General features: G+C 71.9%; 20 protein-coding genes. 5 read left to right on the forward strand and 15 right to left on the reverse strand.

Annotation, left to right across the window (positions count from 1 at the left end; all coding sequences use genetic code 11):
- The first annotated feature begins 128 nt into the window (after window positions 1–128).
- Entirely contained in the window at window positions 129–788 is a 660-nt protein-coding gene (locus tag FREUN1FDRAFT_RS19350) for a hypothetical protein (RefSeq protein ID WP_006541834.1), read from the forward strand.
- Here FREUN1FDRAFT_RS19350 and FREUN1FDRAFT_RS19355 read toward each other — a convergent pair.
- The 11 genes from FREUN1FDRAFT_RS19355 to FREUN1FDRAFT_RS19405 all read right to left on the reverse strand — a co-directional run bounded on the left by FREUN1FDRAFT_RS19355 (window position 785) and on the right by FREUN1FDRAFT_RS19405 (window position 11,671).
- Window positions 785–1,432, reverse strand: a complete 648-nt coding sequence (locus FREUN1FDRAFT_RS19355) for a dihydrofolate reductase family protein (RefSeq protein WP_006541835.1) — start codon at window positions 1,430–1,432, stop codon at window positions 785–787. The genes FREUN1FDRAFT_RS19350 and FREUN1FDRAFT_RS19355 overlap by 4 nt on opposite strands.
- 30 nt (window positions 1,433–1,462) lie before the next feature.
- A complete protein-coding gene (locus tag FREUN1FDRAFT_RS19360) occupies window positions 1,463–3,175 on the reverse strand; it encodes a glycosyltransferase family 39 protein (protein WP_006541836.1) in 1,713 nt (570 codons plus the stop codon).
- Between the two features lie 263 nt (window positions 3,176–3,438).
- Window positions 3,439–4,653: a pyridoxal phosphate-dependent aminotransferase gene (locus FREUN1FDRAFT_RS19365; RefSeq protein WP_006541837.1), complete on the reverse strand. Its 1,215-nt coding sequence runs from the start codon at window positions 4,651–4,653 to the stop codon at window positions 3,439–3,441.
- A 33-nt stretch (window positions 4,654–4,686) separates the two neighbouring features.
- Entirely contained in the window at window positions 4,687–5,664 is a 978-nt protein-coding gene (locus FREUN1FDRAFT_RS19370) for a metal ABC transporter permease (protein ID WP_006541838.1), read from the reverse strand.
- On the reverse strand, window positions 5,664–6,629 hold the full coding sequence (locus tag FREUN1FDRAFT_RS19375; RefSeq protein WP_006541839.1) for a metal ABC transporter permease: 966 nt from the start codon (window positions 6,627–6,629) through the stop codon (window positions 5,664–5,666). The genes FREUN1FDRAFT_RS19370 and FREUN1FDRAFT_RS19375 overlap by 1 nt, the downstream gene beginning before the upstream one ends.
- 16 nt (window positions 6,630–6,645) lie before the next feature.
- Window positions 6,646–7,521 (reverse strand): metal ABC transporter ATP-binding protein, encoded by an 876-nt coding sequence (locus tag FREUN1FDRAFT_RS19380; RefSeq protein WP_006541840.1) that lies wholly within the window; start codon window positions 7,519–7,521, stop codon window positions 6,646–6,648.
- Window positions 7,518–8,549: a metal ABC transporter substrate-binding protein gene (locus tag FREUN1FDRAFT_RS19385; protein WP_006541841.1), complete on the reverse strand. Its 1,032-nt coding sequence runs from the start codon at window positions 8,547–8,549 to the stop codon at window positions 7,518–7,520. The genes FREUN1FDRAFT_RS19380 and FREUN1FDRAFT_RS19385 overlap by 4 nt, the downstream gene beginning before the upstream one ends.
- Before the next feature lie 293 nt (window positions 8,550–8,842).
- The gene (locus FREUN1FDRAFT_RS19390; RefSeq protein WP_006541842.1) at window positions 8,843–9,481 is read right to left on the reverse strand and encodes an OmpA family protein; all 639 of its coding nucleotides are present in this window, start codon (window positions 9,479–9,481) and stop codon (window positions 8,843–8,845) included.
- The gene (locus FREUN1FDRAFT_RS19395; protein WP_006541843.1) at window positions 9,459–10,178 is read right to left on the reverse strand and encodes a hypothetical protein; all 720 of its coding nucleotides are present in this window, start codon (window positions 10,176–10,178) and stop codon (window positions 9,459–9,461) included. The genes FREUN1FDRAFT_RS19390 and FREUN1FDRAFT_RS19395 overlap by 23 nt, the downstream gene beginning before the upstream one ends.
- A gap of 40 nt (window positions 10,179–10,218) precedes the next feature.
- Complete coding sequence (locus tag FREUN1FDRAFT_RS19400) at window positions 10,219–10,419, reverse strand: hypothetical protein (protein ID WP_006541844.1); 201 nt, start codon at window positions 10,417–10,419, stop codon at window positions 10,219–10,221.
- A gap of 280 nt (window positions 10,420–10,699) precedes the next feature.
- Window positions 10,700–11,671, reverse strand: coding sequence for a DUF2470 domain-containing protein (locus tag FREUN1FDRAFT_RS19405; protein ID WP_006541845.1), 972 nt, complete (start codon window positions 11,669–11,671; stop codon window positions 10,700–10,702).
- 222 nt (window positions 11,672–11,893) lie between these two features.
- Here FREUN1FDRAFT_RS19405 and FREUN1FDRAFT_RS19410 point away from each other — a divergent pair, with 222 nt between their 5' ends.
- Window positions 11,894–12,220: a type II toxin-antitoxin system VapB family antitoxin gene (locus tag FREUN1FDRAFT_RS19410; protein ID WP_006541846.1), complete on the forward strand. Its 327-nt coding sequence runs from the start codon at window positions 11,894–11,896 to the stop codon at window positions 12,218–12,220.
- Window positions 12,221–12,279: 59 nt separating this feature from the next.
- Here FREUN1FDRAFT_RS19410 and FREUN1FDRAFT_RS19415 read toward each other — a convergent pair whose 3' ends face one another.
- The 4 genes from FREUN1FDRAFT_RS19415 to FREUN1FDRAFT_RS19430 form a co-directional block, all read right to left on the reverse strand.
- Window positions 12,280–12,636, reverse strand: a complete 357-nt coding sequence (locus FREUN1FDRAFT_RS19415) for a hypothetical protein (RefSeq protein ID WP_006541847.1) — start codon at window positions 12,634–12,636, stop codon at window positions 12,280–12,282.
- A 98-nt stretch (window positions 12,637–12,734) separates the two neighbouring features.
- Window positions 12,735–14,846 carry a primary-amine oxidase gene (locus FREUN1FDRAFT_RS19420; RefSeq protein WP_006541848.1) on the reverse strand — a complete coding sequence of 704 codons (2,112 nt, stop codon included), beginning with the start codon at window positions 14,844–14,846 and terminating at the stop codon, window positions 12,735–12,737.
- A 116-nt stretch (window positions 14,847–14,962) separates the two neighbouring features.
- A complete protein-coding gene (locus FREUN1FDRAFT_RS19425; RefSeq protein WP_006541849.1) occupies window positions 14,963–15,610 on the reverse strand; it encodes a response regulator transcription factor in 648 nt (215 codons plus the stop codon).
- Window positions 15,598–16,482 carry an MOSC domain-containing protein gene (locus tag FREUN1FDRAFT_RS19430; RefSeq protein WP_006541850.1) on the reverse strand — a complete coding sequence of 295 codons (885 nt, stop codon included), beginning with the start codon at window positions 16,480–16,482 and terminating at the stop codon, window positions 15,598–15,600. Before FREUN1FDRAFT_RS19430 ends, FREUN1FDRAFT_RS19425 begins: the two co-directional genes overlap by 13 nt.
- 331 nt (window positions 16,483–16,813) lie before the next feature.
- Here FREUN1FDRAFT_RS19430 and FREUN1FDRAFT_RS19435 point away from each other — a divergent pair, with 331 nt between their 5' ends.
- The 3 genes from FREUN1FDRAFT_RS19435 (at window position 16,814) to FREUN1FDRAFT_RS19445 (ending at window position 20,657) form a co-directional block, all read left to right on the forward strand.
- Window positions 16,814–17,524, forward strand: a complete 711-nt coding sequence (locus FREUN1FDRAFT_RS19435) for a hypothetical protein (protein WP_232295287.1) — start codon at window positions 16,814–16,816, stop codon at window positions 17,522–17,524.
- Between the two features lie 168 nt (window positions 17,525–17,692).
- On the forward strand, window positions 17,693–18,463 hold the full coding sequence (locus FREUN1FDRAFT_RS19440; RefSeq protein WP_006541852.1) for a YcnI family protein: 771 nt from the start codon (window positions 17,693–17,695) through the stop codon (window positions 18,461–18,463).
- Window positions 18,464–18,548: 85 nt separating this feature from the next.
- Window positions 18,549–20,657, forward strand: a complete 2,109-nt coding sequence (locus FREUN1FDRAFT_RS19445; RefSeq protein WP_006541853.1) for a copper resistance protein CopC — start codon at window positions 18,549–18,551, stop codon at window positions 20,655–20,657.
- The last annotated feature ends 239 nt before the right edge of the window (window positions 20,658–20,896 follow it).

The following is a 20,896-nucleotide window of genomic DNA, read 5'->3' on the forward strand; positions in this document are numbered from 1 at the left end:
GGGCTCTGAACGCGCAGGTGAGGACAGGCGCGGGGCCGTGCTCAGCCTCCCGTAGTCTTTCCGTACTGTTTGCGTTCAGTCTGGGCCGATCATGGTTCCGGCACGCCATCGGGTGGCGGGGGTGGAAGTTGGCGGGACGTCCGGTCTGGCTACGGACGGGGTTCCGGCCGATCGCGGAACCGCCGCTGTCGCCGGCGGCGACCGGCGCGGCACTGGTCGGTGCTCTCACGCTTGTCGTCGGATGTGTGCTGGTCGGCGGCTCGGAGGAGCACGAGGTCATGGCGACCGCGGCTCCGGCGGAGGCCGCGGTCGGCACCTCGGAGCTGACCAGCTGGTACCAGTCCACCCAGGGGCTGCGGGCAAGCATCGCCACGACCGTCGCGGTGGCCCGGGGCTACCTCGAGGCCCAGGACGGCGCCGGGCTTCAGCCGCGGTGCACCCAGCTGGCAGCGGAGGCCAAGGCCGCGAACAGGCTGCCTGCCGGCCCGGACCCGCAGGCCAACGGAATGTTCACCGGCGGGATCGAACACTACGCGGCCGCGGCGCAGACCTGTGCCCACCTCTTCGACGGGACCCAGGTGCCCCTGACGGAGCTTCAGTCCCAGCTGAGGACGGCGTTGGCGGAGGGCGACGCGTCCTGGGAGTCGCTGTCGCTGCACACAGGTCTGCCCGTGGCCCAGGCCGGGAGCGTGCAGGCGGGGAGCGCGCAGGCCGGGAGTTCGGCGGTGACGTCCGCCGGCTCGGGCGGTGGCACCGCGGCCGCGGGCCGCGGCACGGCGTTGGGCTAGCGGTCGCCTCTCCCGGTGCCGCGATCGGGCGCGCTCATGTCGCCTGTTCCGGGCGTGCCGTCGGCGAGGCCGTAGCGCAGGTACACAGTGCCGGTCGGGCTGGCCACGGGCGGTTCGAGGAGGGTGACGTTCGTGGGCACCGCGCCACCGTCGAACACCTTCTTCCCGACGCCGAGCATGACCGGGTGCACCCAGAGGTCGAGACGGTCGAAGAGCTTCTCGCGCAGGAGGGTCTGCACCAGGTTCAGGCTCCCGACGACCTTCACGTGTTCGTGCCGGTCACGGATCTCCCGCACCGCGCCGGCCAGATCCGGGCCGAGCCGCGTGGACCCGGCCCACGAGAGGTCGGGCCGGCCGCGGGAGGCCACGTACTTCGGGACGCTGTTGAAGAGCGTGGCGATCCCGCCGTCCACGCCGCTCTCCTGGTGCGGCCAGTAGGCGGCGAAGATCTCGTACGTCCGCCGGCCGAGCAGGAGGGCGTCGGTGCCCTCGTACGCGGCCATGACCTGAGCCCCGGCGACCTCGTCCAGCAGGGGCGCCTGCCAGCCGCCGAACGGGAACCCCACCGGGTCCTCGTCGGGGCCGCCGGGCGCCTGCCCGACGAGGTCGAGGGTGGTGAACAGCTCGATGTGGATGAGGCCCATGCCCAGCTCCTGATGAATCCGATGTCTCCGTCAGGAGGTAGACCCGCGGCGGCCGGCAGACTCATCGCTGGCGGCTCGCTGGCAGCGGGCGAGGACCTGTAGCGTGCCGGTCAGCTCGAAGTCCTGGGCCTGGGTGGGGCACCACCCGCGCTGGCGGGCCTCGTCCAACGCACGCTCGGTGCCCCGCCGGTCGTAGGCGAGGACGAACATCAGGACGTGGCTGTTCGGTCCGGGAGCCTGGCGGCTCAGGGCGCGGTCGACGCCCCCGTCCCCGATCGCGGTCAGGAAGACCGTGGCGGAGAGCGGAATCCGCGGCTGGGCGGTACCGGCGGCGCCCGCGCTGGTGACGGCACCGTCCTGGCTGAGCTCCATGCCGTAGAGCCAGCCGGCGCGGGCCAGCCTGCCGCCGACCAACACCAGATCGCCCGGCCGGTACAGGCTGCGGGCGGTCAGAGTGGCGTCCACCATCAGGTCGATTGGGCGCCGGTCGGCACGCTCCACCCACATCGGCTTCAGCCCGGTCGCCCCGGCCACCGGGACGGCGAGCGCGGCCAGCAGGATCACCAGGTTCGCGGGGATCAGCAGCTTCGCCACGGCCGACGCCGGGGTCGACCGGGCGTGGGCCTGCGGCCGGGCGGGAAGCGGCCGGGCGGGAAGCGGCCGGGCGAGAGTGGCCGCGCCGACCGCCGAGACGATCGTGAGCAGCGGCACGAGGAACGTGTTCGGCCGCACGGCGCCGAAGGGCCAGTACCGCCAGGCACTCGCCGCGAGGACCATCAGCTCCGCGCCGCCGACCGCGACGAGCAGTACCCGGCCGTCCGCGCGCCGGGCCAGCGTGATCGCGCCGGTCACGAAGGTGATCGCGACGGCGCAGCCGAGAACGACGACCAGCGCGTCGGTTGCGTCGGTCAGCGGGTGAACAAGGTTCGGGTCGTAGCGATCGCTCCCGGGCGGCGCGCCGGCCGCTGTCGCGGCGAGCTGGCCGATGACGAAGCGCGCCGCCTCCAGCGGGCCTCGGTCGGCGAGGAAGTGGTCGTTCCAGAAGGTGCTGGCCCGCTGGCCGGACTGGTGCGTCACGAACAGCAACGCGTGGGCGCCGCTGATCGCCATCGCCGGAGCGGCCCGACCGGCCGCACGCACCGTCTCCACCAGAAGAGCGCGTGGGCCGCGTGACCTGAGCTGCCCGCGGTTGGTCCACAGCGGCCGGGCGGCGTCGTGGACGAACAGCGGAACGATCAGGAACAGGGCTGGGAGCGAGAACACAGCGAGGATGCCCGCGAGTACCCGCCGCCGGATCAGCCGCCGGGTGGGCAGCGTGGAATCCATCCACAGGCCGACCACGGCGACCGCGCAGGCGGCGTCCAAGGTGTAGGGCTTGATCTGGGAGGCGAGGTCGACCATGGTGCCGGCGAGGGTGACGGCCAGCGCCGCCCCGAGGGCCGCGGGCCGGGTGGTGAGGCGGCGGGCCAGCAGCCAGGTGCCCACGGCGAGCGCGACCAGCGGGACGGCCGAGGGCAGCCGCAGCGCCCAGGCGTGCCAGCCGAACACCTCGCCGCACAGCCGGACCAGCGCGAGCGACCCGAGCGAGGACGGTGCGTTCGCCACCCCGAGCTCGGACCAGAAGCTCCCGACGGGCTCGCCGGCGAAGTGCGGGCGCCACAGCTCGTCGTACCAGAGGGGCAGGCGGAAGCGCTGCCACAGCACCGCCTGCACGGCGACGGCGACCGCGGCGACCCCGGCCACCGCCAGCAGCCGGCTACGTCCTGTTACCGCAGGTTGTTGATCGGGGACTCGATGGCCCGATCGTGCCGTTGTTTCACGTGTGTCCGTGCACTCCAGCGCCGGGCCGGCCGACGCCTGTGTCTGTTCCACCGGTTGTCCACAGGTTCTATCCACAGGGCGTGGTCCCTTGTGGACACCGCCGCGATCTGCCGCCGCCTCGCCAGCCCGACCCGGGCTGGTCCAGCCTGGTCCAGCCCCGTCCAACCCGGGTCGGCTCGAGGTGCTCAGGTGCGAGCGTAGGCGCCCAGGAATCGCTCGATCCGACCGATGGCGTCGGTCAGGTCGTCAACGCAGGGCAGCGTCACGATCCGTACATGATCTGGATCCGGCCAGTTGAAGCCGGTGCCCTGCACCAGCAGGATCCGCTCGGTGCGCAACAGATCCAGGACGAAGCGCTCGTCATCCCGGATCGGGTACATCTGCGGGTCGAGCCGGGGGAAGGCGTAGAGCGCTCCGCGCGGCGGAACGCAGGAAACGCCCGGAATGTCGTTCAGCAGCTTCACGACCGTGTCGCGTTGTTCGTGCAGCCGGCCGCCCGGCAGCACGAGATCGCCGGCGCCGCCGCCCTCTGCGAGTGCGGCCTGCAGTGCGAACTGGCCGGGAACGTTCGCGCACAGGCGCATGTTCGCCAGGATGTTCAGGCCCTCGATGTAGCTGGTGGCGTGCTCGCGGGGCCCGGAGAGCACCATCCACCCGGAGCGGAAGCCCGCCAGCCGGTAGGACTTGGACAGGCCGTTGAAGGTCACGCAGAACAGGTCCGGGGCGAGCGCGGCGAGCGAGTGGTGCTCGGCATCGTCGTAGAGGATGCGGTCGTAGATCTCGTCGGCGAACAGCATCAGGTTGTGCCGGCGGGCGACCTCGATGATCTCCTCGAGCACGTGGCGGTCGTACACCGCACCCGTGGGGTTGTTCGGGTTGATGATCACGATGGCGCGGGTGCGAGATGTGATCTTGCTGGTGAGATCGTCGATGTCCGGGTTCCAGCCGGCGGACTCGTCGCAGCGGTAGTGGACCGCGCGCCCACCGGAGAGGCAGACCACCGCCGTCCACAGCGGGTAGTCGGGCGCCGGCAGGAGCACCTCGTCGCCGTCGTTCAACAGCGCCTGCAGCGACATCATGATCAGCTCGGACACGCCGTTGCCGAGGTAGACGTCGTCGGGCCCGATGCCGGTCAGGCCCTTTCCAACCGAGTACCGGACCACGGCCTCGCGTGCGGGGAGAAGGCCCTTCGAGTCGCTGTAGCCCTGTGCGGCTGCCAGGTTTTCGGCGACCGCGGCGAGCACCGAAGGCGGCGCGGAAAAGCCGAACGGACCGGGGTTGCCGATGTTCAGCTTCAGGATGCGCTGGCCTGCGGCCTCCAGCCGGATCGCTTCTTCGAGGACGGGGCCTCGGACGTCATAGCAGACGTCAGCGAGCTTGTCGGACTGGGCGAACTCCATAGCGACCAGCGTAGATGCCCTGTCGAAGGATTTTCAGACGGCTACCTTCCGGGCGAGCTCGTTCACCTCCCGCGGGTGGCCGCGGCGACCACTTCGGGCGGTGTGTCCGCCGCGTCCGGTCAGGGCGGCGCTCAGCGGGATGGAGGCGACCAGCACCGCCACGACGGTCAGGACGATGGCGCCTCCGGCGGCGACGTCCCACTGCTCGCTGACGGCGAGGCCGGTCACACCGCAGAAGATGGCCACCGCGATCGAGACGGCCGTCATCGTCGAGGTGGACGAGCACCACAGGCGGGCTGTGGACGCCGGCCCGACGATCAGCGCCACCGCCATGATCGTGCCGACCGCGGGCAGTGAGGTGACGACGGCCGCCTCGACGAGCAGCAGGAGGACCAGGCCCAGCGTTCGCTGCGGGTAGCCGGCGGCGGACAGCGCGGTCGGGTCGAAGGCGGCGAGCACCAGTTCCTTGCGCAGCGCCACCAGCACGGTGAGAACTCCGAGCGCGGTGACCGCGCTGACCGCGAGATCGCTGGTCTGGACGGTGAGGACGGACCCGACCAGGAAGGCACTGAGGTCGCGGTTCGATCCGTCCTGGGCCGACATCAGCGCGACGCCGAGCGCGAACCCGGCGGAGAGAACGACCCCGGTCACGGTGCTGATGTCCCGGCCGCCCCCGGAGCCGCCCCGGTCGGCCGCCGCGCCGCCCCCGGAGCCGGTACCGCCGCCGGCCGCCGCGCCGGTGCCGACCGAGCCGCCCGCCGCCCCGACGATCATGACCACCGCGAGGACGACCAGCACACCGAACAGGCCGGCGCCGAGCACCAGATTCATCCCGATCAGCGAGGCGAGGACCACCCCGGGAAACGTCGCGTGGGTCAACGCCATGGTCAGGAAGCTGAGCCGGCGCAGCACGACATGAACACCGACCGCACCGCACAGCACTCCGACGATCACGACCTCGGCGAGGGCGCGTCGGATGTAGTCATCCCCCAACGACTCCAGCAGGGTCATCAGGCACCTCCGGACGCAACAGTCGACGTCGCCGAGGCCTCCCGATCAGGGGGCGACTGTGACCGCTGCGACTGCGATCGCTGGGACGGTTGGGACGGCTGTGACCGAGCCCGTCCCGTGAACTGGCGCAGCGCGCTCCCGGCGAAGGCGAGCGCATAGGCCGCGACCAGCACGAGGACGACCGTCGCGCCCGCCGCGAGCCGCACGTCATGGTTCACCGAGGCCTCGTAGCTGGCGACCAGCCCGAGCCAGCCGCACAGCGGGCCCAGCAGGACGGAGATCGCCAGGATGGCGGTGAGCCGCCCGGTGACCAGCCGGGCCGCCGCCGCCGGGATCACCACCAGCGCGATGACCAGGACCGTCCCGACGGCGCGGACCGCGGCGACGACCACCAGCGCGATCACGAGGTTCAGGAGGAGGTCGAGCAGCCACACCGGGTAGCCCGCCGCGCGCGCGCCCTCGGGGTCGAACGCACGCAGCAGCAGCTCCTTGCGGGCCAGCGCGAGCACCGCGGCGGCCACGGCGGCGGTCACCGCCGTGACGGTGATGTCCGTGGTGTTGACGGTGAGCAGACGGCCGAAGAGGAAGCCGGTCAGGTCCGAGGTGTACGACTCCCGGCGCGAGACGAGGACGACACCGACCGCGAAGGAGCCGGTGAGCAGCATCGCCATCGCCGCGTCCTCGCTGATCCGCCGGGTTGAGGCCAGTGCGGTGAAGCCCGCCGCGACCACGGCAGCCACCACCAGCGCACCCGGGACGATTCCGGAGGTGCCGCCGATCATGAACCCGACGACGACACCGGGAAAGACCGCGTGGGTGAGCACATCGGTGAGGAAGGCCAGCCGCCGCAGCATCACCAGCACACCGACCCCGGCGCTCACGGCGCCGAGCAGCAGGATCTCGATCAGCGCGCGGAACATGAACGGCAGCTCGAACGGCGCGATGAACAGATCGGCGCCGATCATGCCCGGGTCACGCCGATCATGTCCGGGTCACGATGACGCTTGCCCCGCCGATCTCCAGCGCGGCACCGCCGTAGGCCTCGCGCAGCTGGTCGGGGGCCAGCGCCCGGGTGGCCGGGCCGAACGCGATCTGGCGGCCGTTCAACAGGCACACCTGGTCGCTGACGGTCTGGGCGAGTGCCAGGTCATGGGTCGAGACGACCGTCGCCGTGCCGGTGCCGGCCAGGGTCGCCAGCGCGGTGAGCAGGGCCTCCTGGGAGACGACGTCCACCCCGTTGAAGGGCTCGTCGAGCAGCAGCAGGCGTGGCTCGGCCGCGATGGCGCGGGCGAGCAGGACGCGCTGGCGCTGCCCGCCGGAGAGCAGGCCGAAGCGGTCCCGGCTTCGGTCGGCCAGCCCGACGGCCTCCAGCGCGGCCTGGGCCGCCGCGCGGTCCGCTCGGCTCGGCCGGCGGATCCAACCGATTCCGCGGTAGCGGCCCATCAGGACGACCTGGCCGACCGAGATCGGGAAGTCCCGGTCGAGGGTGTCGGCCTGGGGCACGTAGGCGACCTCGCGACGCGCCGCCGCCGGCGCCCGGCCCAGCACGGTGATCGATCCGGAGCTCACGGGGAGCAGCCCGAGCACGGCCTTGATCAGGGTCGACTTGCCGGCGCCGTTGGGCCCGATGAGCGCCAGCGTCCGGCCCTGGTGCAGGGTGCCGTGCACGCTGTGGAGCACCGTGGAGCGGCCGTAGGCGATCGCCGCGTCATCGAAGGCGAGCGCGGTGCCGGCGGAAGCCTGGTCGCCGACGGGGGTCCGGTCGCCGACGGGCGTCTGGTCGCCGGCCGAGGGCCGGACATCCGTGCTCGCCTGCTCAGGTACCGCGACGACGGGAGCGCTGGTCGGGCCGCTCACCGGAGTGCGTCGACGATCGTGTCGGTGTTGTGGCGCTGAGCTTCCAGATATGTGGCGCCGGCGGAACCGGCCGGCCCGAGGGTGTCCGCGTACAGCGCGTCCTCGCCCGAGACCACGCGGACGCCTGCCTCGCTACCGATCGTCTGCGCGGTTCGCGGCGGAAGCGACGATTCGGAGAAGACGGCGACGGCGCCCGAGGCCCGGATCTTCCCGACGATGTCGTCGATGGACCGGCCGGAGAGCTCGGCGGAGGTGTCGAAGCTGGGAATGATCGAGCCGACGAACTCCAGGCCGTACCGCTGCACGTAGTAGCCGAAGGAGTCGTGGTTGGTCACGAGCTTGCGGTGGGCCACCGGAATGCTGTCGATCTCGCGCTGGGTCTCGCTGTCCAGCTCGCCGAGCTTGGCGCGGTATGTCGCGAGATTGGCCTGGTACTCCGCCGAGCTCTCGGGATCAACGGCGGCGAGGCCCTTCTCGATGTTGCCAACCATGATCTTCACATTGCGGGGGTCGTGCCAGATATGTGGATCGCCCTCTTCGTGGCCTTCATGCTCGTCGTGCTCCGCGGCGGCAGCCTCTTCGGAGTCGTCCGGATGGCGGATCGTGACCCCGTCGGCCATGACGACCTCGGTACCGTCGAAACCGCTCGCCGAGATCGCGTCGTCCAGCCAGCTCTCCAGCCCCACCCCGTTCTCGATCAGGAGATCCGCGTCGGCGATCGCCGCGAGATCGGCTGGGGAGGGCTCGTAGTCGTGCGGGTCCACCCCTGGCCGGAGGATCTGCGTGACCTCGATACCGTCGCCTCCGATGGCCCGCGCGAAATCGGCCGCATAGGTCGTGGTCGCCACGACGCGTGGAGCCGACTCCTCCCCGCCCGCGGTGGACCCCGCGCCGGAACCACCGCAGGCCGCCAGGCCCGCGGTGAGTGTGGTGGCGACTACGGAGGCGGTGAGGCGCGCCCGCCGGGCGGTCGCGGGGTGACGTTTCGATCGTCTTCCGACCGCGGCACGGAGCTGGGCGGGGCGCATGGGAAAATGAAAACGGTTGTCGATCCGGATGTCAAATCAGCGTGGATCGCCGGATCACCCGGAATCCCGCGCGAATGCCGCGGGCTGGGTCTGACCCGCGAGCAGAACCGGCACCGGCGGGAGGCCGCCGGTCCGGTTCCGCGGAACCGCAGTGTCGCGGTTCCGCAGTGTCGTGGTTCCGCGGTTCCGCGGTTCCGCAGTGCCGTGGTTGGAACGCCTGGCCCTGCTTGGCCCCGGCCAGGTCACGTCAGGCCGGTAGGCAGCCGGGGAGAGAAAGCCAAGGGCGCGCGAGGTCAGCTGGCGGGAAAGCTGATCTGTACTCGCCTGTTCAGCGCGCGGCCGTCGGGGTCGTCCGATCCGTCCGGATGGCTGTTCGGAGTGACCGGGTCGGCGCCGCCGCGGCCGGTCGCCGAGACCCTCGTCCCGGCCGGCAGCAGGCTGCGGAGCACGCCGGCGACCGCGTCGGCGCGACGCTGGGAGAGCATCACGTTGTAGGCCGGGGTGCCGAGCTTGTCGGTGTGACCCAGCACGGTGACCGTCTCGGTGCCGGGCCTGACCCGTGGGGCGAGTTTCGTGATCTCGGCGCGGGCGACGTCCGTCAGGTCGGCGGAGTCGAAGGCGAACAGGACATCCGCGCTGATCGTGACGACCACCTGGTCATCCCGGCGTTCCTCGGTGTGCAGTGGGCTGACGGCGTCGGCCAGATCGATCGGCAGCACCGACACGGCGGTGTCGAGGCCGCGCACCGACGCTGTGAGATGTTCGTCGGGCACGTCCGCGGATCGCGTCGGGCCCGCGGCCGACGGGTCGGCCGTGGCGCCCAGCGCGCGAGGGCTCCCTGGGCCGACGAGAACACAGGCAAGGGCACAGACGGCGAGCGCCGGCCCGACGGCCCGCCTGGCGCCCCGGTCAGCGGCTGATCGGGGCATCATCGACGATCAGCTGGTCGTTGAGATAGACGTCCAGAGCTGTCACGCTCGCCGGCGGCGCGGCGAAGGTGTACGTGCCGGAGACAGCCTCGTTGTTGTGGGCCCGGGTGGTGCCTGCGGCCGGGGCCAGGGCCACTCCGCCGGAATCCTCCACCACCGTGTATCGGAGCAGGTTCGTGGTGTCGATCAGGGTCACGCTGGCATCGCGCCGGCCGGCCATCTCGTAGAGCGAGATCTCGGTGCCGGGATCGTCGGCGTAGCGGGGGGTGAAGAGCAGATCCAGCTGTAGGAGCCTGCCGTCCACCCGCAGGTCGACGAATCCGACATCGACGTTCCCGCCGGCACCCTTGATGCGCGTGGTCCGCACGGCCGCCGGACTGCCCGGTGCCCCGCCGGGCTGAGCGGAGGCCACCGCCGGTGAGCGGTCGTCGGCCACCGACCCGGTCTGGGCAGGCGTGGTCTTCCTGTCGCCTTCGGTGCCGGTGCCGGTGCCGGTGCCCGAGCCGGAATCGGAGCCGGACGAGCAGCCCGTGACAGCGAGGCCGGCGAGCAGCAGACCGCTCAGGACGACGGACGTTCTCCGAGCCGGCTGGGCTGGCCGGGTCGGCTGGGCTGGCCGGGTCGGCTGGGCTGGCCGAGTCGGCCGGGCTGGCCGAGTCGGCCGGGTCGGCCGGGCGCGTCGGAACGGCGGGTGCGGCATCGGACCTCCGGACGGGAGGGGCAGGTGCGTCCGCCGATGATTATGAGCCCGGCGCAGCCCCTCTGGGGCCCGGTATGGACAGTGCCCGTGCCCAGCCGGCGATCCGTGAGTCGAACGGCGAAAGCGCATCCGGTGTGCCGGTGCTGGTGATCTTCGGGTGGGCGGGGCCACCCTCGGGCGTGCCGTCGACCGGGAACAGCTGGTCGATCACGCTGGCGGTGCTGGCCAAAACTGCTCCCATGGTCGCGCTCGGTCATCGGTGCGGGGTCGCGGCCCGGCAGGCCGTGTTCGGGCCAAGCGCCGGGAGGTGCCGGTGCAACGCCTCAGTAGTTCCTTGAAGGGCGAAGAGATGGCGAATAGACGAGGATTTTGGTTGTTCTGACGACCGCGATCCTCAGATCTTGCTCGGTAGCAGCGGCGGCTCGAAGTGGCGGCTCGAAGATCTGAGGATCTTGGTCGTTGTGACGACCGCGATCCTCAGATCTTGTCAGGCAGCAGGAGCAGGAGCAGCAGCGGCAGCGTTAGTCGGTTCCGCATGTCGTCTCGTCGGCTCCGTGTGCTGTCCCGTCGAGCAGCAGGCGCAGCTCGCGGCCGAGCGAACGCGGCTCGTCCAGCGGCGCGCTGAAGGCCACCCGGACCTGGCGTGCGCCGTCGGGGTCGACGCGCCACAGGTCGAGCCCGCGGCGGTCCAGCGAGGTCACCGACGCGCCGATCACCTCGAGTGGCGTCACGGGAGCACCGGTCGCCTCCTGCGGGGCCCCGGTGGGCGCGACACCGTGTGCCGCGAGCAGCCGCACCTGGGCCGCGTGCTCATCGTTGAGGTGCCGGACCAGATCCGGGGCGTAGGCGGCGATCAGGTCGGGCTCGGTGAGGGCGTACGAGCTGAGATCGACCCGGCGCGCGGGGCCGAGTGCCGACCAGCGGCCGTCCAGCCGAACGGTGTTCGCACGCCGTGATCCGCGCCCTGACCGACCCAGCCGGGACCCGCGGGACGACGATGCCGCCGCGGGACCGGCCGGCCTGGAGCGTGACGTCGCCGTGTTCTGGGCCGCCCGACCCGAACCGAGCCCGCGATCCGCGCGTTCCGCGCGTTCCGGCAGACAGATCAGGACGTCGTCCACTGAAAGGGACAGGACCCGGAGGGCACTGACGTCACCGGCGGTCACCGAGATGGTACGGCCCAGGTCGGCCAGGCGATCGACGAGATCGTCGGTGCTCTCCGGTGCCAGCCGCAACACGCCGGCGAGGACCAGGCGTTCGCCGTTGTGGCCACAGACGTCGACGCGGGCGCGGCGACCCGCGCCGGCGCAGTGGACCGGAGGGCTGTCCGCCCCGACGATCAGCAGCGGCTCGCCACCGTCGTCGATGAGTCCGGCCCAGCCGCGCACGTTGGCGCAGGGCAGGGTGAGCAGCGCGCGCCGGCCGCCGGCGAGGATCGTCCTCGCCTGTTCGGCCAGCACTGGCATGTCGACGTCCGTGCTGGGACTCGTCACCGGACCTCCTCTAGCATCAGGTAAGGCTTACTTAAGTGGCAGATGCGGAGTTGGTCAAGTCATTCGTCTGGTTACGGGTCCGCGTCTCAGATCAACTTCGGCCAGAATTCCCAAGGTCTGCGCAACGCGCGGCTGGAAGGACACCGGGATCCGGCGCGCGGGCGGAGGATTCTAGGCTGTTGTGGTCGGGCAGTCTCTCGCCCCCGAGTAAGGAGGTGCCGGGTGATCTTCAAGTTGGTCGGTGACGGTCGCCCGTATCCCGACCATGGCCTGGGCCAGCGGGACTGGGCCGCGATTCCGCCGCGGCAGGTGCGGCTCGACCAGCTCGTGACGACGAAGCGGGTGCTCGCGCTCGACGTCCTGCTGGATGACGACTCGACCTTCTACGGCGACCTGTTCCCGCACGTCGTCGAATGGGACGGGACGCTCTATCTGGAGGACGGTCTGCACCGCGCCGTGCGTGCCGCCCTGGCGCAGCGGACCTCCATCCACGCCCGGGTCCACGTGCACGCCGCCGCCCGGCACGCGAACAAGCTCAGCCACCGCTGACCTGCCACGTTGACCTGACCTGGCGCTCTGACCTGCCACCAGGGTGGCGCGGGCGCCGGTCAGTCGTCGGTGATCTCGTACTGCACGTACGTGTCGGAGGCGACCTTCGCGAAGATGTACCGAGGGCAGGCCGATCCGGGCCGGTAGGCCGTGATGGGCCGCAGCACCGGTGACCGCATGACCTGCTTGAGCCGGCCACCGGCGCGCTTGCGGGCCTCGGCCCCGGTGAGGTCAGGGGTCTCGCTTCGCTCGTACCACCCGCCGCAGTACTGGACGTCGTGCGGGCGGGACGTCCAGGCCGGCGTGTGGAAGACCCAGAGCAGGTACGCCGTGCGCATGATCAGGACCAGGATGGCGATGATGATCAGAGCACGGACGAGGTTCCCGGCCCGATTCGAGGCGAGAACAGGGCTCACATCTTCCGGAGCCTAGGGCAGGTACCCCCGTTCTGGGGCAAGACATGACCTTCCGGGCCGCGCGTGTCGCGTGGGCCCCGTGTCGCCGGGCCCGCCCGTCAGCAACCGCATGCCCCCTCGGCGGTGCCCCCACCCAGGTGGGATCGCCCGGTGCCGGCGGCCGGACGGCGCGCTCCGTGGTCCGCTCCGTGGTCCGTTCCGTGGTGTGCGGTGGGAGGAAGATCCAGCGCGGGGTTGCCGTCGAAGAAGCCGTCCGGGCGTAGCTCGAAGCCGATCCGGCTCACCGGCATGACAGGCCAGTCCTCCGGACGGACGACGTGATGGGCGCCGAAGCTGTACCAGACGACGATGTCGGTGTCGGCCACCGGCCGGTCGGCGGCGGCGTACCGCGGGAGCCCCTCACCGCCCGCGCTCTGGTTCGGGTAGGCGCCGGCGGCGAAGCGCTCGCTCTCGTCGAAGGCGGTGACCCACAGATTGCGTGCGGCGAACCTGCCCCGGGCCGCCTGGTGGGACGCCGGATGCGCCAGCAGCGGGGCCGTGTGGCCGGGGACGAGCCGGTAGGCGACCGGGCGGCCCAGCGGCCCATGCCGGCGGGGATTCGTGATCCGCCAGAAGCGTGCGGCGGCCGGGTCGACCACGCGCTGGGCCTCGCTCTCGGTGAGCAGCGTCGTCTCCTTCGTGCGCCAGGCGACGCCGGTCGGGTTGCCCGGGCCCGGCGGCTCCGGCTCCGAGTCGACCTCGACGACGGAGTTCGGGCCGCCGTCGAGCTCCATGTCCAGGCGCACGTTGAAGAAGTGCTGGTGGTTTGGTCCGTAGAGGCCGGGCGCGACCAGCACACCGTGGGTCGGCGACGCTCCCGGCCGGACTGCGCCGGAGGAGATCACGCCGGTCAGCTTCACCTCGAACTCCAGCGAGCCGTCCAGGTAGAGGTACCAGAAGAACCCGTACTCGTAGTTACCCACCGTACTGATCATCGAGATCACCAGCCGGCGCATCCGCCGGACCTCGACGTGGTCTGTCCGGAAGTCGGTGTGCTTCCAGGCGATGCCGGTGTCCTCCTCGTGGATGCACACCGCGTTCGGGATGGTCACCGGCTCACCCGCGGAGTCGTTCACGACCGCGTCCAGGTAGGTGATCTCGCCGAGGCAGTCGCAGCCCAGCCGCAGCGAGTTCGCGAGCCGGCCGACCCCGTACTCGCCCATGTCGAAGACGTTTTTCACTCGGTGGGTCGGCGCCGGGTCCCCGTACGGGACGAACATCTCCGACACCGAGGCCCGCTGGATGAGGGGCCGGCGCCGTCCCCGGTCCACGTAGGCGATCTGGTGCAGGACCAGCCCTTCGCGGGGCGTGAAGCCGACCCGGAGCTCCCAGCGCTGCCAGCGCAGGGCATGCCCGTCGACGGTGAAGGACGCTCCCTGCGGCTGGCTGACCTCGATCGGGCGCAGATCGTCACGTAGCCGGTCAAACGCCGGCACGTTGTCCGGATCGGCGGTCATCAGCCCCGGGATGTAGTTGCCGGGCCGGGGCGGCAGCGGCACGATTCCGTCGCCTGCCGTTCCGTCGCCTGCCGTTCCGTCGCCTGCCGTTGCGTCGCCTGCCGGTCCGTCGCTCGCCGCCGCGTGATCGACGACTTCGACCACGGCCATCGCGTCGAGGTCGACGACGACGGTGAGCCCTTCCACGGGCCGGGCGTAACCGTTCTCCCCGGGGGCCGCCCGGACGAAGGTGAGTGGGCGGGCGATCCGGCGCCGCGCGGGATCGTCGTCGCTTCCGGTGTACCCGGCGGACCAGATGTCGATCATGGCGAGCGAAAGGTCGGTGACCCCGCGCCCGGCCATGGCGGCCTGCCAGGCGCCGTCGGCGCGGACGGCGTCCTCGCAGGCCAGAATCTCGTCCATCATGATCGACGGCTGCACCCCTGGCACCACGCGCAGGTCGACCACCGTGCCCGCGGTGAGCGAGACGACCGCCTCGTGCGTCCGCCGTGTTCCGCGCTCGTACAGGACGCAGAACGCCTGCCGGTCCGGCGGCGCGAGCGCGTCGGCGGCCTCGCGCTCGGACTCGCGGGCCACCAGCGCCGCTTTTGGTGGCTCCTGAAGCTCAACGGAAACGAAACGAAACTCCGGCCCCGGTTGCGCAACCGCGCGCAGCAACGCCGACGCCCGGCTGATCTCGGCGGCCGAAAGCGGGTCGAGGGGATGCGGCGCCATGGCGACCTCCACCGGACATCGGGGGGTGGTGACCCGTCAGGCGGCGCGACGCCGAGCCACCTGGAAACGCCGAGCCACCCGGAAAACGTCGGGCCACCTGGAAACGTCGGGGCCGATCAGGAGCGTCGCAGATAGGCGAGGACGGCGAGGACCCGGCGGTGGTCGTTGCCCGACGATTCCAGCCCGAGCTTGGTGAACACGTTCGAGATGTGCTTCTCCACCGCTCCGCCGCTGACCACGAGGGCCGCCGCGATCGCCGTGTTCGAACGCCCCTCGGCCATCAGCCCGAGAACCTCGCGCTCACGTGGCGTGAGCGAGGTCAGCGGGTCGTTGCGGCGGCTGCTCGCCAGCAGCTGGGCCACCACCTCGGGATCCATCACCGTCCCGCCGGCGGCCACCCGCCGCACCGCCTCGACGAACTCGCGGACGTCCGCCACCCGGTCCTTGAGCAGGTAGCCGACCGCCCCCACGCCGTCGGCCAGCAGCTCGCCGGCGTACTGCTTCTCCACGTACTGGCTCAGGACGAGAACAGGGGAGCCGGGGACCTTCTCCCGGGCGGAGATCGCGGCGCGCAGCCCCTCGTCCCGGTGCGACGGCGGCATCCGGACGTCGACCACCGAGACGTCGGGCCGGTGCGCCGCGACCGCGTCGACGAGGCCCGGGCCGTCGCCCACCGCCGCCACCACCTCGCAGCCCGCTTCGGTGAGCAGCCGGCGCAGGCCTTCGCGCAGCAGCACCGAGTCCTCCGCGATCACGACTCGCACGGCAGAGCCTCCTCGTATCCGCCCGGCGGTGTGAGGGAGGTGCCGGGCCGCAGTGTCGCGCCGGTCAGGACGGTGACGTAGATCCCGCAGTCCATATGCCCGTAGTGACTGGACAGCTCCTTGAGTATCCGGATGTCACGGTCGCCTGTGTCCGGATTGACCGTGGTCGCCGCACAGCGTGGCGTACGGGCCAGGACCCGCACCCGGGCCGCGCCCAGAGAGAACTCCTGGCCGGTCCAGTCGAGCTCGGCCCAGGGCCGGATTCCGTCCACGTAGATGTTGCCGCGGAAGCGCAGCGGGTCCACCGGCTGCCCGATCCGCTCCGCGAGGTCGCGCACCGACGCCAGATTGATGACCGAGACTGCGTGCATGAAGGCCTCCCCGGCGCCACCGGCGTCGGTGAAGCGGTGGTGCCGGCGGGCGGCGACCAGCCGCGGTCGACCCCCGAGGCCCGGACCGAGCTGCGACTGGACGAACTCCTCGAACACGGCGCGCCCGGCCGGGCTGGTCAGATCGGTGCGGACCTGCCCGCCGGGGGTGCCGAGGCCGAAGGTGAGCGTTCCGGCCGCGGGGTCGTAGCAGGTGCGGATCCGGGCGATCGCCTCGTCCTTCTGCAGCATGACGAAGCGGGTCTTCGGCAGGAACACGGGCTCGTCCTCGGTGAACTCCGTGTCCGGGCGGGCCAGCGCGAACATCCGGTCGCCGAGCACGCCGTCGCCGGGGGTGAGCGACACCTCGGCCAGCTCCTCCGGGCTGAAGCCCTTCACCGGATATCGGTAGATGCGCACGATCCGCCCCGGGGGCGGGCTCCCGGCGCGGCCCGCCTCGTCACCCGCCTCGCCGCCCGCGCCCAGGCCCGCAGCTGTACCCATCAGCGCTCGCTTTCGGTTACCAACACAACGGCGGCCGGGTGCGGCTGTTCGTCGCCGCCGGCTCCCCGATCGTTGTCGAGGCGGTACGAGAACGAACCCTATCTGCGCCTCGGACGGGAGCGACGGGCTGGAGATCCGGCGCTCCGTGGCTGCCTGGGGTCCGTAATGCCAGGAATCTTCCCTGATTCCGGAGTGCGGCCGGTGTCAGCTACGTCCACCCGCTGATGTCGTGATGTGGTCTTTGCGGACCGCGACGTCCGCACGTGGCAGGCTTGCACCGATGACATGTGCACGGGGGACAGGCAGGCTCGCGCGAGCGGCCGTGTTCGGCGTGTCCTCGACGTGCCTCGCGCTCGCGGCGCACGTCGCCGCCGGCGACCCCCGTCCACCGATCGCGATGCTCGCCGTCGCCACCGCGCTGCTGATCCGGGTGGCCTTCGGGTTCGCCGACCGGGAGCGGGCACTGCCCGCCCTGGTGGCGGCCGTCGTGACCGCCCAGGTGCTCCTGCACGCGGCGTTCGCGCTCCAGGCGCATCACCACCAGGCGGCCGGGGCGGCTCGCCCGCGGCCGGGCGCCGGCGCCCACCTGCTCGCCGAGCTGGTCCCGGCCGGGCCCATGATCGCTGCCCATGCCCTCGCGGCCGGCTGCGTGGCCGTGTCACTGCGCCGCTGCGAGCGGCGGCTGTGGGCGACGGCGGCGCTGCGCGTGGCCGTCGAACGGGTCGTCGCGGTTGTGGCGTTCGTGCTCATGGACGTCCTGGTTCGCCTGCGGGCCGCGGCACGGCTGATGGCATCGGGCGCGGGCACGTGGGCCCGGCTGCGCAACGCCGCTGCCGGCGTGGCCGCCGCGCTGGGCCGGGTCGGCGGCAGCGGTGGTGGCGATGGCCACGGCGTCGGTGGTGGCGGCGGGGGCGCGGGGGCGCGCTGGTGTGCGCACCTTCTCCTGCTGGGAAGCGACGCTGGTTGGCGCGGCCCGCCGGCGCGCCGGCCGGGGTCGTGTCCCCGCGCCGGTGTGTCCGCAGTGATGGCGACAGCCCGGTAGCGGGTTCCGCGCGTCCGCCTGGACGGAGGCGCCGCGGCGGTCCGTCCGTGATCAGCAGCGCGATCGCGCTGCCCACGGGCCGGCCTGTCGCGCCGTGCCACGGCCCTGGTGCTCGGGTCAACCAGTCCGATCACCCGTGAGGACCAGTCCGGTCCTCGAGGAGGTCCCATGTCTCGCACCACCCGCGCAGTTCGCCTCCGTCGGGGCGCACTGTGCACGCTCGCCGCCGCGGCGGGCAGCATCGCGCTGGCCCTTCCGGCGTCCGCGCACGTCACCGTCGCTCCGGCCGAGGCGGCCAAGGGTGCCTACACCACCCTGACGTTCAAGGTTCCGACCGAGAGCGACACCGCGTCGACCACGGCGCTCGACGTGCAGTTCCCGGCCGACGCTCCGATCGCCTCGGTGACGGTCCAGCCCAAGCCCGGCTGGACCTACAAGGTGACCAAGGACGCGCCGGCGAAGCCGCTCACCGCCCACGGAACGCAGATCACCGAGGTCGTCACGCAGATCACCTGGACGGCTCAGGACGGTGCCGGGATCAAGCCCGGCGAGTTCGACACCTTCAACGTCTCGGCCGGCCCGCTGCCGGACGACGCCGACCAGGTGGTCTTCAAGACGTTGCAGACCTACTCCGACGGTGAGGTCGTCCGCTGGATCGACGTGGCCAAGCCTGGCACGGACGAGCCGGACCACCCGGCACCGGCCGTCACCCTGACCACGGCCGCGGCCTCGGACAGCGACCATGACGACGGCGCCGCCGACGAGCACGCGGATGCCGGCACCGGGAACTCCGCGGCGGCGGGCGACGAATCGGCGTCGGCGTCGGCGTCGGCGTCGGACGGCACGGCACGCGCGCTCGGGATCACCGGCCTCGTGCTGGGAGTGCTCGGTCTGGCCGCGGGCGCGTTCGCGCTGATCAGCACCCGTCGCCGGGCCTGATCACCTGGGGTGCCCCCGGCCACCGGCGCCAGGGGCACCCGCTCCGGGGGCACCCGCTCCGGAGATCACTCAGAACGGAAACCTCATGACCGGACTCGATCGACGCGCCAGCAACCACCGCACGCATCCGCGCCGTAGCCCCAGCCCGGGCGGGGGCGGGTCGTTCGGCGGGCTTCGGCGGGTGCTCACGGTCGTGGGGATCGTCGCCGTCGCGCTGCTGGGCACGGCGCTGCCGGCGTCGGCCCATGCCGTGCTGGAGCGCAGCGACCCGGTCGGCGGCGCGGCCCTCGATCAGGCCCCCGCCAGGGTGACGTTGACCTTCAGCGAGGCCGTGTCGGTCAAGTCCGATGCGATTCGCGTCCTCGACGCCACCGGCGCCCGGGCTGACGAGGGCGAGGCGAAGAACGGCTCCTCGGCGTCGGAAGTGACGATCGCGCTGCGCTCCGGTCTCGGCACGGGAACCTACGTTGTGAGCTGGCGTGTGGTCTCCGCGGACAGTCATCCGGTCGGCGGCGCGTTCGCCTTCGGTGTCGGCGGGCCGCCCGACGCCGGGGCGGCCGCGGCGCTGCCCTCGGGCGGCGGCGGATCACGAGTGGTCGGCGTGGCGCTGGGCGCGGCCCGGCTGGTGACCTTCGCCGGCGCGGCCCTGCTGATCGGTGCCACCTTCTTCGTGACGGTGCTCTGGCCGGCCGGTGCGCGCCGCCGCGGCCCGGTCCGGCTGATCGCCGCCGGCTGGCTGCTCAGCCTGTTCGGCGCGATCGGCATGCTGCTGCTTCAGGGCCCCTATTCGTCGGGTGAGGGAATCTCCGCCGTCCTGAACGCCGATCAGATCGCGGTGACCCTGGAGGATCGTTACGGCCAGCTCCTGGCGATCCGCATGTTGGCGCTGCTGCTCGCCGTCCCGCTGCTGCGCCGGGTGCGGCAGCCCGCCGGCGGGGGCGGCGAGGACGACAGCGAGGCCGGCAGCGAGGCCGGCAGCGCTGGCCACCAGCCGACCGGGCCGAGTCGGCGAGGGCTGGTCGAGCTTGCCGGGCTGGGGCTGGTGCTCGTGACCACCATGGCGATGATCGGCCACGCGAGCGCGGGCGGGCTGGTCTGGCTGGCGACCGCCTCGATGACGCTGCACACCGCGGCGATGGCGATCTGGCTCGGCGGCCTGTGCGTTCTCGGGCTGTCCCTGCTCGGCCGGCCCAGACCGCGTCACACCGGCACCGGTACCGGCGGCGCCGAGGGCTCCCCACGCGTTCCCGGCTCGTTCGCCAGCCCCGCGGATCCGGCCGCGGTCTCGTCCGGCCAGGGCACCGGGGCCGTCGCGGGCACGGGTACGGGTACCGGGGCCGTCGCGGGCACGAGTGCGAGTGCGGAGGCGGTCTCGGCGGCCGGTTCCATGGAGCTACCGGGCCTCAACAAGCTCTACGGCCTCGACGGGCTGGGCGACGGCGAGCCCGTCGAGCCCGGCTGGGCCGACGAGATGGCCCGGGTGTTGCCCCGATGGTCCAGGACCGCGATGGTCGCGGTCGCCGTGATCGTGCTGACCGGGATCTTCCAGACCCTGCGGGAGATCGGTGCCTTCGGAGCACTGTTCGGCACGACGTACGGGCGTCTTCTGCTGTACAAGCTCTGGTTCGTCCTCGGTGTGCTGGGTTTGGGCCTGCTGGCCCAGCGCTGGGTGCACCGCCACTTCCCGGCTGCTCCGAAGCCGGCTTCGGAAAAGCCGGCTTCGAATCAGGCGGCATCGAATCAGGCTGTCACCTCGCTTGCCATCGCCGGGCTGCGCCGAGGCGTGCTCTTCGAGATGATCGTCGGCGTCGCCGTCCTCACTGTCACCGCGATCCTCGTGAACACCATTCCCGGTCGGGAGTCGTACGCGCCGCCGTTCTCCAGGACGGTGATCGCCGGCCCGATGACCGTCGACGTCGAGATCGCGCCCACCAGAACCGGCCTGGAAACCATCCGTATCCATACCTATGACCCGCAGGGCCGGTCGCAGCGGCTGGTCGAGGCCAAGGGCGAGCTGAGCCTGCCGGCGGCGGGCGTCGGGCCCCTGGACGTCCCACTGGTGAGGGTCGCGGACGGCCAGGCCGTCGCCGAAGGGGTCGGAGTGCCTCTGCCGGGCCAGTGGCAGCTGCGTCTCTACCTGCGCGTCAACGATTTCGACCAGTACGTGACGACGGTCTTCTACAAGGTGCGCTGAGGCAGGCGGGGCGCGGGCAGCGGTGGAGTTCCGGCTCGGGCTGCCGCTGCTGCCGAGCAGGATCTCAGGATCGTGGCCGCCGGAGGAGCCCGTAGCAGAATCCTGAGACGCGGCCGATCCGGGCCACCAGCGTGGGCCTGGCGGAGCCGTGCCCACGGAATGCTAACTCCACCCGCACGGCCACCCACCGAGGATCCCGCACCGCCGCACGGCACCGGCAATTCGCCTCAAGAGGGGCA

The organism is Parafrankia sp. EUN1f, assembly GCF_000177675.1.
Lineage (GTDB): Bacteria > Actinomycetota > Actinomycetes > Frankiales > Frankiaceae > Parafrankia.